The sequence below is a fragment of the Methanosarcina barkeri 3 genome, assembly GCF_000970305.1.
Lineage (GTDB): Archaea > Halobacteriota > Methanosarcinia > Methanosarcinales > Methanosarcinaceae > Methanosarcina > Methanosarcina barkeri_A.
In genome coordinates this window covers 4,183,353-4,196,271 of the sequence record NZ_CP009517.1, presented here as the reverse complement: position 1 = coordinate 4,196,271, position 12,919 = coordinate 4,183,353, and the positions used below count along the sequence as shown (strand labels likewise).

General features: G+C 35.5%; 7 protein-coding genes. All 7 read right to left on the bottom strand.

All coding sequences use genetic code 11. The features are described from left to right. Positions 1 to 82 precede the first annotated feature (82 nt). Positions 83 to 1,339: a COG1361 S-layer family protein gene (locus MSBR3_RS17180; RefSeq protein WP_048109412.1), complete on the bottom strand. Its 1,257-nt coding sequence runs from the start codon at positions 1,337 to 1,339 to the stop codon at positions 83 to 85. A gap of 48 nt (positions 1,340 to 1,387) precedes the next feature. Continuing rightward, the gene (locus MSBR3_RS17175) at positions 1,388 to 2,251 is read right to left on the bottom strand and encodes an ABC transporter ATP-binding protein (RefSeq protein WP_048109411.1); all 864 of its coding nucleotides are present in this window, start codon (positions 2,249 to 2,251) and stop codon (positions 1,388 to 1,390) included. Between the two features lie 280 nt (positions 2,252 to 2,531). Then, the gene (locus tag MSBR3_RS17170; RefSeq protein WP_048109409.1) at positions 2,532 to 3,746 is read right to left on the bottom strand and encodes an ABC transporter permease; all 1,215 of its coding nucleotides are present in this window, start codon (positions 3,744 to 3,746) and stop codon (positions 2,532 to 2,534) included. Positions 3,747 to 3,787: 41 nt separating this feature from the next. Further along, positions 3,788 to 5,029, bottom strand: coding sequence for a COG1361 S-layer family protein (locus MSBR3_RS17165; RefSeq protein WP_048109408.1), 1,242 nt, complete (start codon positions 5,027 to 5,029; stop codon positions 3,788 to 3,790). Positions 5,030 to 5,041: 12 nt separating this feature from the next. Then, on the bottom strand, positions 5,042 to 5,743 hold the full coding sequence (locus MSBR3_RS17160) for an ABC transporter ATP-binding protein (protein ID WP_230627582.1): 702 nt from the start codon (positions 5,741 to 5,743) through the stop codon (positions 5,042 to 5,044). A gap of 4,415 nt (positions 5,744 to 10,158) precedes the next feature. Further along, the gene (locus tag MSBR3_RS17155) at positions 10,159 to 10,992 is read right to left on the bottom strand and encodes an ABC transporter permease (RefSeq protein ID WP_048109407.1); all 834 of its coding nucleotides are present in this window, start codon (positions 10,990 to 10,992) and stop codon (positions 10,159 to 10,161) included. After that, a complete protein-coding gene (locus MSBR3_RS17150; RefSeq protein ID WP_080942356.1) occupies positions 10,989 to 12,008 on the bottom strand; it encodes an ATP-binding cassette domain-containing protein in 1,020 nt (339 codons plus the stop codon). Before MSBR3_RS17150 ends, MSBR3_RS17155 begins: the two co-directional genes overlap by 4 nt. Between the last annotated feature and the right edge of the window lie 911 nt (positions 12,009 to 12,919).

The following is a 12,919-nucleotide window of genomic DNA, read 5'->3' as shown; positions in this document are numbered from 1 at the left end:
ATCTGCTGAGTGGCACTATCTTCAAAAATTTTCCAAAACATTTGAAACTCAATTTTCCAGAAGTTTTTGTTCTTACGGATTTTCATTTTCTGCTCTGTTTCTTCTTTCTGTAAACTAACATACCAGCAATAGCGATGACAACAAGTAGTAAACCTGGGATAATCATGCTTGAACTTTCTCCCTGAGTTTCCTCAATGGACTGAATATACATGTTGCTTACTATGTTCTCGTGCTTGTTTATTCCGTTGCTGTAATTTGCCGAAAGTGTTAGATTTATAGGCTCGGAGAAATTTCTTCCGTCATCTGATAAACTATCTGTTACTGTATTAAATTCAATCGTAAAAAGTTCGTCCGGGTTCATTGGTCCTATGAAATACTCAACAGGATAAAATGTGACGCCTTTAGCTTCAGGTTTTATACTTACAGAGCTAAGCTCGTTCGGATGTGTATTGGCTACATCGAATTCAATTGTAGATTCACCATTTGTCAGTTTAAGTTCTTTTGAAGGAATTACTCTTATGTTTGAAGAATCGACCTTTAGAGGAATATTCTTTCTGCTATTGTAATCGAAGGAGTTCCCCTCTATTGCAAGTTCAAGGTTATGAGTTCCTTCTGGAGCATCTTCTGCAACTTTAACATTGAAAGTCAACTTGATGCTATCTCCGGGTCCCAAAAGGCCCATATCTCCGTAAGGAGCATCAAGAACGACTATCCCATCAGATAAAGGTCTTAAAACTGCGGCCTGAATTCTGGCATTGGTATCAAAGTCACTCCCACCAATAGTGACAGTAGGACTACTTGCAGTGTTCGTAAGAGTCACAGTGATAGTACCCCTGTCTCCGGGCATGAAAACATCGGGGTCCGAAGTAACTTCCTTAAGTTCAACTGTGCCCTTGCTGTCAAATGTTTCAGTGCCTATTCTTATGTCAAAGCTTTTCTCACTCCAGGGACTATCTTTGCCTGTTTTTGTTCTGATGTCAATGGAACGTACTCCTTTCTGCGCATTTTTGTCTACAAAAAGGTAAAATTCCTTTGTAGCAGTTCTGCCAGGATTGAGGGATCCTACATTTTTTATGGCATTTGCCTCGGAATCAAGAGAGAAAGGATATTGAGGCACAACTTCGATGTCAACGTTGTCGGCTTTATCTCCCCCAATGTTTTCTACCTGGACAGTCAGATTCAGATATTCTCCTATTTTCGCAGGATAGGGATTTGTTTCAACTATTGTGACTTTCAGATTTGCCCTTCCAACAGCTGCAGAGGCAGGAACTGAAAAAAGCAAAGAAATCAAAAGCAAAGATAATACTAGAGGAACAAATGAATTTTTGATAATTGTCATTCTAATTCCACACCCAGATTCGCTTGAGTTTTAAAGTAAACACCAGGATTATTCCGCATTCTGAATAATTCCATCCTTTACGAGCACTATCCTGTCTGCATATCCTGCAATTTCCGGATCGTGAGTAATCATTACAATGGTTCTTCCGTCTCCATTAAGTTTTCTAAATATATTTAGAATTTCACACCCTGTCTTCGAGTCAAGATTTCCAGTGGGCTCATCTGCAAGGAGGATCGCAGGGTCATTGATAAGAGCTCTGGCAATAGCAACTCTCTGGGATTGACCACCTGAAAGCTCACCTGGTTTATGATACATTCGATCCTCGAGACCTACAAGTTTAAGTAACTCCTTTGCTCTTTCATGAGTATTAACTCCACTCCTTGTGTTAGCATAGGTTGGAAGCTCAACATTTTCAAGAGCCGTGAGTCTGGGGATCAGGTTGAATGTCTGAAAAACAAAACCGATTTCTAACCCTCTGAGCCTGGCAACTTCCTTATCAGACAGTTTATTGATATCCAGACCTTTGATTATGATTGTTCCTTCCGTAGGCCTATCAAGAAAACCTACAAGATTCATAAGTGTGCTCTTCCCTGAACCGGAGGGTCCCATTATGGCAAGGAACTCTCCCTCTCTCACTTCAAGGTTTATATCATGAAGAATTGGAACCTCCAGATCTCCAAGAGTATAGCTCTTTTTGACATCAATAACTTCAATAACGGGAGTTGTTGTTCTATGTTCGTCACTCTTCAGACATTTCGAACGGCCCAGTTTACATTTAAATGATTCTTCGTTTGAATTAACGAGACCTTCTTTAGAGGGCAGTTCTACTTCTAGTGTAGGATTATCTACTTCTGTCTCCAAGATTAAATCTCCGGGAGCAGAAACATCTTTAATCGAAGTTTTCATTTTCATATCTACTCCTTTGTTTTTAAATTAACAAGTACGTTTATTAAAATCTTAATTCTATATAATATAGTCTAATATGATTTCTATGCTTTAAACGTTAACCTTAAAGTGATTTCCCTGTGAGCTAAATTCGTCAAGTGAGTTCATGAAAATACTCTTTAAGAAGTTATTTTGAAGTTATTTGAAGTTATTTTTAGCCAATTAATACCTGGTTGAGCTGGTTAAGAATTGAAATAGAAAAGGGCTATTCTCCAAACAAAGTAAGCCCTATTCACCGGACAGATTTTCATTCATATCTTAAAGCGTCCACAGGATTCATGCGTGCAGCTTTTCTTGCAGGATATAAACCAGCAGTTATCCCAACAAGAACCGAAACTGCAATCCCTATTTCGATCAATGTTAAGGGAAATACAGGAGGAAGTTTAAGAGTAATTTCAAGAGCATAAGCTCCCAGACTACCGATTATAGTGCCTACAATTCCTCCAAAGGAACTGACCATTATAGATTCTAGCAAGAAAAGAGATAGAATATTGGAGTTGCTATAGCCTACAGATTTCATTATCCCTATTTCTCTAGTTCTTTCAGTTACGGTCACAAGCATAATATTCATAATTCCTATGGAGCCCACAAAGAGAGATATTAAGGCAAGAACAAGCAGGAAAGAACTCAAAGCATCCCCTATTTTTCCAGTCTGCTCAAGAACTTCCTCCTGATTAAAGACGTAATAGGGTTTTAAATCCTCTTCATCAATATCTCTTTCCGGCACTCCGAAATTTCTGGCTAATCTGCTATCGACTTCATCTGAAATGTCACGAACTTTTGCAGGACTTTCTGCCATTGCAAGGAAAGCTCCATAATCTTTTTCCCCGATCATCTCATTCATAGTAGAAACGGGAATGAAGACTGTCAAATCATAGTCACTGTCCTCACTCACAACAGTTGGCTTGGAATTTTTCAATATTCCTTTTACCTTAAAACTCTTCTTTACAACCGTACCGTTCTCCTGTCGAAAAGCGATCTCTACAGTGCTCCTGTGGGAAATATTCTTACTGAACTTGTCATTTGCAATATCGTATCCAAGAACAGCCGCAGCGCTATCTTTATCTGTCAGAAAAGTGCCCTCTTCCATTTGCAGTCCCTGGATTTCTTGAAAATCTTTGTTAACTCCTGCAGTATTCACATTTTTAGTTTCAGAAAGATACGTGAGATCCCCACTCATCGATTTTCTTGGAGATACGCCGGAAATTCCCGGTGTATTCTTCATTATATTGTACTCGTTATCAAAGAAGAGATTTGGCTGCTCACTAGCTGCGATAATAAAGTTAGAGCCTACAGAAGATATCTCGTCAGTAAAAAACTGGTTAAAACTGGCACCAAGAGATGCGTTAACAACTACTGCAGCTATGCCAATTACTATCCCCAATGTTGTAAGTACAGACCTTAGCTTAGCACTTCCTATACTCCCAGATGCTATACGAGCTGCCTGTGCAAATTTTATCATATTTTCCCCCACAAATATGATGTCAGCTATCCCTTCTCTTATTATTGTTTTCTTCTTCGGTAGAACATAAAAGCGGCAGGAATAGAGATTATAATAAGTCCACCGGTCAATATGGTTGTTGAATTAGACTCTGCAATTTCTGAAGTATTTGCAAATCTCAGGTCTCCTACAGTATTTGCATGTCGATTGATCCCATTATTATAGTTTGCAGTGAGACTCATGTTTATCTCTCCTTCCTTACTGGCACTCCATGAATCATTTGTGATAGCATTAAATTCAATCGTAAAAAGTTCGTCCGGGTTCATTGGCCCTATGAAATATTCCGCAGGGTAAAATGTGATGCCTTCAGCTTTAGGTTTTATACTTACCGAACTGAACTCGTTCGGATGAGTGTTCGCTACATCGAACTCGATTGTAGATTCACCATTTGTCAGTTTAAGTTCTTTTGAAGGAATTACTCTTATGTTTGAAGAATCGACCTTTAGAGGAATATTCTTTCTGCTATTGTAATCGAAGGAGTTCCCCTCTATTGCAAGTTCAAAGTTGTGAGTTCCTTCTGGAGCGTCTTCTGCAACTTTAACATTGAAAGTCAACTTGATGCTATCTCCGGGTCCCAAAAGGCCCATATCTCCGTAAGGAGCATCAAGAACAATTATCCCTTCAGATAAAGGTCTTAAAACTGCGGCCTGAATTCTGGCATTGGTATCAAAGTCACTCCCACCAATAGTGACAGTAGGATTACTTGCGGTGTTTTTAAGAGTTACAGTGACAGTACCCCTGTCTCCGGGCATGAAAACCTCAGGGTCCGAAACAAATTCTTTAAGTTCAACTGTACCCTTGCTGTTAAATGTTTCAGTGCCTATTCTTATGTCAAAACTTTTCTCACTCCAGGGGCTATTTTTACCTGTTTTTGTTCTGATGTCAATGGAACGTACTCCTTTCTGCGCATTTTTGTCTACAAAAAGGTAAAATTCCTTTGTAGCAGTTCTGCCAGGATTGAGAACTCCTATATTTTTTATGGCATTTGCCTCGGAATCAAGAGAGAAAGGATATTGAGGCACAATTTCGATATCGACATTGTCAGCTTTACTTCCTCCGATATTTTCTACCTGAACGGTCAAAGTTAAATATTCTCCTATTTTCGCAGGATAGGGATTTGTTTCAACTATTGTGACTTTCAGGTTTTCTCCCCCAACAGCTGCAGAGGCAGGAGCTGCAAAGAGCAAGGAAATCAAAAGCAAGGAAAAAAGAGTTGCTACAGTAATCTTCTTAACCATTTCCATATACTTGCACCTTCAGTTGCATTTAATTATTCCATCTTTTACCAGGACAACCCTGTTAATATATTTTGTAACCTCAGGGTAGTGTGTAATGATTACTAATGTTCTCTCATCGTTATTCAAATCCATACACATACGAAGGATTTCGGCTCCTGTTCTGGCGTTAAGGTTTCCAGTCGGCTCATTCACAAGAAGGATTACAGGATCGTTAATAAGTACACATGCAACTGAAATCCTTTTGGACTTACCTCTTGAAAGTTCTCCTAGTCTATGATGAATACGGTTATGAGGTCCCGTTACTTCAAGAGGTTCTCTTGCATAACCCTCTTGATCAATATTGATTTTCAAATTTGCAAAGGTTGGGAGCAAAACATTCTCAAGGTCAGTCAGGTGTGGAGCAAGATTAAAAATCTGCGACCCAAAACTAATTTCAAGCTTAGTAAAGTGGACAAGCTCTTGATCTGACAATCTATTGAGGTCACGATCCTTTACAAGAACTTGTTCTTCAGTAGGCCTGTCAAGGCAATCTATAAGGTTCACAAGAACACTTTTCCCTGAGCCTGATGAGCCCATTATATCCACAAGTTCTACTCTCTCAATTTTGATATCGACGTCTGAGAGCACGGGAATTTCCAGACTTTCGTTGGAAATCCCGACAATAGGGAATCCATCTTCAGGTAAACTATTTTTGATAATATTTACATCCCCCTTTCCCAAAGTTACTGAAATGTGATGAAAAATTACATCGAATAATCTCAACGTTTTTACTTATTATGTAAAGAAGTCCATTTTAACTTATGCTTTCTTAATTTTCGCCTAAAGAGTTAATTTGAAGGCAATAAATTACCGACTTCTAGCTCTGAAAGCGGAAGTCAAAAACTAAGTTTTCATGATTGACGGTTTACACACTGTTCCAGACTTCTGGATGAATTTATTACGTATAAAACGCTTTTCTTTGTCAAAAATTACTGTAAACGGAATCAAATGAAATAGAGACCGTGAAAATAGAAAGCTGCAGTTGTTTCATGATAGGAGAAGTATTTATTAAAAAATTTATAATCTTATCTAAGTATCTGTTCTAATAAACTTATACTTCTTTTATATTACATATTTTTCTTAAAAGATGATGATAGAACTAAGAAGGCTATACCATACACTTTAAAGGATTTCTTCTTTAGACCTGGGAAACAATATAATATTTAGATCTAAGTCGAAATAAATCTTAAACTTTCAAACATATTATGAGTCAAAAAAACATATATATGTATATTAAATCCTTACTCTAAACATTTAAGGAGTATTATTCATAAGGAGATGATTTTCTATTGAGCTTATATAACTTAGTATATATAGCTATATACAGTCACTGTTAGCTAAAATTTCTAACGGTATATCCTGAAATAAGAGGAAATTTACCACATGAATCTTATTAAGTGGCTGACAGTAGCCGTACGATTTGGAGGCTTGGTAAACGAAAATTATGTCAAAACTGAACAGAGGTTGCAAATAAAATTGTTATCTACAGTATGCAGGTATCGATTTAGAAAATACAAAATATAGAGGGAATAAGCATGGCATTACCAGAAATTATCTTTGGATTCGACCTTGGCCAATTATTTCAATTTGCAAACGAAATTTGCTTCTTTTTCCAGTTCTCTTAAATGAGTTTCTAAAGCAGAAGTGGAAAAGGTCTCTGCAGAGAATGACAAATTATTGTATGTTCAGATTGCAGAAGATGGGTATAACAGATGATAACAGATGATATATATAAAAATAAGGGAGTGATATTATGATATATGCTATTTTCTATTCAAATGTCAGCTATGCATATGTGGCTGAAGTATTCAAATTCTTTTACCAAGACTAATGTTAGTCAGGCTGTAAATTAAACAGTTTCTGCAGTCGGAGAATGACCATATGGTCTATTATTTCTTGACTGCAGAAAGCCGGAGGTATAACGGTAGGCGAACAAACTCAGTAGATATTGGAGAGACAGATAATATGATATACAGTATTTACTATTCACAGATCACAAAAGCCTATACAGCTGAAGTCTTCAAATTTTTCTACAGCGACTAAGCAAAAGCGTTGATTAAGAAATAAAAATAACATAAAGTTGCCTGTTTTTCAGGCAACTTCGTCTTCGCAAAAGAAACAAAATACTGCCACTTTTTTACTTCTTTTTTATTTTCTTAATATTCAAGTTTTTGAAAGCTTCTACAGTTTTAAATATAAGTTTTGAAAATATGAGATAAGAAACGGTACAAAACTTTAAGTTGTTTTTAAAAAGTTCAAAATCAGGAGAGCTTAATATTTTTTGAACACTATTGCTTCTCTCATACGGCATTTATCTCTGATAAATTTAAATAGAAACCAAAAAAAACGACATGCTTCGTAATCCTGTGTAAATGTTGTAGCAAAAGATTCTGTGTCCAAAAACTAAGAGACTATTATTTGTAAGGAGTTTTCGTTCTTCACATTATATATAAATTTAGTGTATACTCTCGTATTGATGCTCCTTAGTAGTTTATTATTGGAAAAAGTATTTTTTAATAATAAATTAAGAAATTTAATAGACAGAAACAAATATAAACAATCTAAATTTCCAAGATATAACTCTTCAAATTCACGAATCTTTTAGCTGGAAATCTTCAAGATTGTTTATACTTACCTATAGTTCCAAAGTAAATTCCTGGGAGTATAGTTTGGGAGTATGATATAAAATGGACGTCTAAGGGGGTTTGGCGAAGACACATACTATCCGAAGTAATCCGTAAACCGGGTTAAACTGGAGGAACCGGGTTAAACTGGAGGAAGCGGGTTAAACTGGAAGAAGCAGGTTAAACTGGAAGATAAGTTAATTTTAACTGAAGGAAAACGAATTAAAAAAGACAGCTTGAAAGTAGATACGTGGAGGTACTTACAATGTCAATGCTTTATTTAAGTTATACAAAAATCACCTTATTTCTAGAGATAGTAAGGTTTAAGCTGATGTACATCGATGGTTCTAGCTTTGGCGGTTTCGGAAGATTTTCCAGATGAAATAGATCCCAGGTGTTTACTAGTCAGTTACCGTTCTCTATGATATCCCAATACAGGTTTAGATTACATGCTCATGCATGAATGTGACCTGTATCATTTTTTCTTAGCAAAAGTGACTGGATTCATGTTTTTTCTAGAGAAACTACTAAAGTGATTGATCAAACAGTTATAAGAATTCAGTAGAATGAGTTTTCACATACCAGCTGTGTTCTTTTATTTGAGAATCCAATAAGGATATAGCTTAGGCAGAGGAACTGAAATTTAAAAGATATTTTTAAGAATCAATTAAAGAGGACTCAGTACCAGAAGCAAATGATGGCTATAAAATTCAAAACCACTGGACTTTGTAACTGGTCACCATTCTTGTAGTGTGATTTCAGGTTTGAAGTCTTTAGATATCGAATACTGATTTTGATGAAAACGGGATTCTTCTTGCTAATTCAGATTTTCATTCAAGAAATGTAAAAATCACTGGATTTTGGAACAGAGCCTTAAAGAGTTCTAAATAATAAGATTTTAAGGTTTTTAATGAAACCTTAGTTTGACAGTTTGATTTTTATGTGGGAAGATTGCTTTCATATCCGTTGGAATGATACATAATATTATTTCAACAAATTTTTGCCAATTTTTTACGATTCTATTTGACAGATGATTCTCTTTCTCTTGATGGCTATTTTTATGATTTTTGACCAATTATGATTTTTGACCAAAATTGTGGTATAGAATTTGACAGATGGCGTGAATCTCAGATAAAATATAGGTACTATCCCAAAAGTTAGGTGCCAAAAGTGATAAAATGGGACAAAAATCTCTACTAATTCGCTTTATAGTGATTGTGAAGCTGGAAAATCAGAGGCAATTTTACGAAATTTATGAATACTGTTAATTGATTTTTGACAAAAAATTGAAGCCTCTTACTTAATTTAGTTTATACTGTCAAACTAAGGATAAAAATTAGATTTAATCTTTTAAAGTGACAGAAGATTTGAATATTCAAACAGCTCATTCCAAAATCAGTTTTATCTTCTAAATAAATAAAAATTTTAGAGCTAATTTTTGTGATCCGAAACTCATTGATCCTTTCTTATTCGAGGCCTGGAGAATCAGTTTTGAGTTATGGAATAGACTTAAAACAAAAAGATTTGAACTTTTAATTAAAAAATAAGGCTTTGTAAAAGTCCTTAATTTCAACCAAAAGCAATTTTCCTAGTCTTAAAACCAAAAGTTCCTATGATTAATTAATTGTCACCTATAGTTATGGAAAAATCGGTGAGCTGGATGACGATCGTGAGCTTATCTAACTGCTTAATACACTGGAGGCTGGAATCCTCTTGTGCCGATTTACTCTTTATCCCATCTTATCGAGGTTTAGCTGGTTCTAGACTTTCATACCTTGCAGCCTTAAAAGGGCATAGAAAGACCTGATACAAATGACATAACCAAAGAAAAATCATCTGTAACCCTAACGATGTGTCTTTTTACCTGTTTTCCCTGCTTTAGTTGTTTATATGTAGTTTAAGACCATGTGAGGAGTTTTTATTTAGATCTAGTAAAGAGTTCCGATTCTATACTATAACTGCAGTTTTAAACTTTGGATTTTAAAATTAACCTGAAAACTGAAGTTCAGATAGATTTCTACAAAGCCGGTAATTCAGATTCCATAACTAACATAACCAAAACTTTTTCCTCAAATAAGAAGTAGCAGAGAGTAATAGTTGGTAATTTCGTAGGAAAGAAACCTGAAAAACAAAGTTTTGAAATCAAGTTTTTAAGCCTATTCCGTGTTTTCACTATTTAGTCCAAGAAAGAGCAAGACTCAAAGCATCCTCTTGAAAAGTGTTACGCATAGTTATATAGTGTTTTACTGTGTTTTGTTAAGCTTAACTGAAGGATATATCTAATTAAGATGCCTGGAGTTATGATTCATAACTGTTTTCTAAATAAAAACTGATTGTGTATCTAAATTTCTCTCCAAATATAAATTAAATAAATATTTCATATGTAATTTAAATAAGTATAAAAACATGGTGTTAAATGGAAACACTTTCCAGCTTTCAAGAAAAATTAAAAAAATAAGCAAATCGTGGAAATTATATATCTACTTTATTAAATCTCCACATTGCAGCAGATAGCATTACAAGGGCGAAGAAAATGAGGCCGAGGAAAGCCACAACTATATCTACTGTAGTATAGATATAGTGATTTCCCATCACGGAGAAATTGGTCCCCAAAGCAAAATAACGAATTCCACCTGCCAGAAGGGTCAGCGGGTTAAACATTGATAGAACCTTGAGGAAAGTAGGAAAGCCGTCAATGGGATAAAGGGCGTTACTTACGAAGAAAATGGGCATGCTAACCAGGGTGAGAATAGACTGCATTCCTTCTGGATTTTCAACGGTAATTGCAATTGAACCTGATAGAAAAAGGAAGCCTAGAGTAAAAATTGCCACAAGTAACATAATACCCACCATTGAGATGAGAGTTTCAATGAGGGTATATCCCTTAAAGAATTCCATTCCTACAAGTTTTCCAAACCCTATTATTATGAAAGTTTGGAATAAAGCTTTAGTCACAGCGGAAAGTCCGATACCTAGAATTATATGAGACCTGGGAACTGGACTTGCAAGAGTTTCCCTCAAAAGGCTAAACTTTTTGTCAAACATGAGGGTGGTTCCTCCAAACAAACTGCTGAACAACACATCCATTGCAATTATTCCTGCACCCATATACGAAATATACGCGACTACTGGAACTCCAGGTTCACTTGGAACAAGTGAAGTTAATTTTTCAAAACTATCTGACATAGCAAGCCCAAAGAATGCCAGCCACATTACAGGCTGGACCATTGAAGTGATGAGCATTGATTTATATCTGAAGTATTTCACCATCTCTCTCCAGTATATAGCACGAAATTCAAAGCTCATTTAGAAACCACCGCCGTTTCTATTTCTTGTTGTTTTTCATTTGCATTTGCATTTGCATTTGCATTTCCGTTTCCATTACCTTCCCTTAATTCATGTCCTGTATAATGAACAAAAACATCATCCATTGACGGTTTTTTAATATTTACAATTATAATCTCTATCCCCCCTCCCCGAATTTTATCCATAATTTGAGGAAGCACATGTGTGACATCCTCTCCGATCATAATTCTCAGGGATTTTGTATCTTCTGTTACATTTTTAACTGACGCCAGTGACCTTAATATCTCTGCAGCAGCCTTATTATCACTTGTTTCCAGGTAAATAAGGTCTTTACCAAGTTTATTCTTCAACTCATTGGAGGTTCCAGTTACGATTATTTTCCCATGGTCAATTATGCTTATTCTGTCGCTCAACTGATCGGCTTCTTCCATATAGTGTGTTGTCAGGAATATGGTAGTGCCCTCTCTCTTAATCTCTCTAAGGTATTCCCACATTCTCATTCTCGTCTGGATATCGAAACCTATCGTTGGTTCGTCAAGAAAAAGGACTGCAGGTTTTGTCATCAACCCTCTTGCCAGCTCAAGCCTTCGCTTCATGCCACCGCTCAGATCTTTTCCCAGGGTATCCTTTTTACTTTCCAGATCTGTAAGTTTTAAAAGTTCCTCGATGCGTTTACTTCTTTCTTTTTTTTTCATCGAGTAAATCCTGCCATGATATTCAAGATTCTCAGATACTGTCATTTCATGATCGAGACAAAGCATCTGGAAAACAATGCCTATCGACCTCCTTACTGAGTTTGGTTCCTTTGCAACATCATACCCGTTAACTCTCGCTTCGCCTTTCTGGAGTTTCCTGAGTGTGGTGAGGATATTAATAACAGTACTCTTTCCCGCTCCGTTTGGGCCAAGAAATGAGAAAATCTCTCCTTGCTTTACAGTAAAACTGATATTGTCAACAGCTTTTATAGAACCGTATGAATGCTCAAGATTGTTTACTTCTATGACGTTTCCGGTCACTCGTTAATCAACCCCTTCCCTCTACCTTATTGGATCACTTCTGTCATTTATGTTAGACCCCAGTATTAGATCCCCTGTTTTAAGTGGGTATAAATTTAATTAGTAATTTATTGAAACTATTGAGTTTGAACAAATATCTTGATAGTTTTACACAACTAGTTATGCCTCAGATGGTTTATATAAATAGGAAATAAAGTTTCTAAACTAATCTCTTAGACACTGTTCTTTTTCATTTAAAATTCTCTAAAGTATCTGATAGATCATCCTGTCCAATTTTACTTCTTGAAATTTGGTTCCTAATAATTTTCCGCTTTTGTTTTCTATTAAAAAGTTTTTTCTTTATTACATGACAAATAGAAGATTAAAAGAATATATAAGAGATATCTTTATATTATAGGACTAATTTTCGAACCATAAGTTGATTAAGCTAGAAAATAGACTTATTTTAAAAGTAATAAAGGATTTTTAATATTATTTGAATATCTGTAATTCAATAATTATAATTATAATTATATATTTCCAGATTTATGACTAGGATATATATAAATACGTTAACCAATAATGTTATTTTGGGGATAAGTAATGGTAGATACTTTGTGACTATCATCGATTATTAGTGTATATCTTAATGACTGATTTGAAAACCTGAAAATAGAAATAATTCTTCTAGAGTAAAAAAGAAAACAATACCTCTTAAATTACTGAAGATATTTTCTATGTAAAAGCTACCACAGAAGGAGTTGAGTATGCAGACAGTTACGCAATCTGCTGTCCTATAAGCCCGAAAAAAAGCAGTCGCTAATTTTCAAACCGTATACTTAAAGAAAAGGTAATTTGTCAGCACCTGTTGAGAAAGCAGTGTACGTTAAATCGAGTAAGAAGAGAGATTTTACTGGAATCTTCTTTAAGGA

What these genes read in the sequence shown, in the direction of transcription:
- MSBR3_RS17170 (WP_048109409.1), bottom strand. Translation starts at nt 3,746, where the DNA reads ATGATAAAATTTGCACAGGCAGCTCGTATAGCATCTGGGAGTATAGGA.
- MSBR3_RS17165 (WP_048109408.1), bottom strand. Translation starts at nt 5,029, where the DNA reads ATGGAAATGGTTAAGAAGATTACTGTAGCAACTCTTTTTTCCTTGCTT.
- MSBR3_RS17175 (WP_048109411.1), bottom strand. Translation starts at nt 2,251, where the DNA reads ATGAAAATGAAAACTTCGATTAAAGATGTTTCTGCTCCCGGAGATTTA.
- MSBR3_RS17155 (WP_048109407.1), bottom strand. Translation starts at nt 10,992, where the DNA reads ATGAGCTTTGAATTTCGTGCTATATACTGGAGAGAGATGGTGAAATAC.
- MSBR3_RS17180 (WP_048109412.1), bottom strand. Translation starts at nt 1,339, where the DNA reads ATGACAATTATCAAAAATTCATTTGTTCCTCTAGTATTATCTTTGCTT.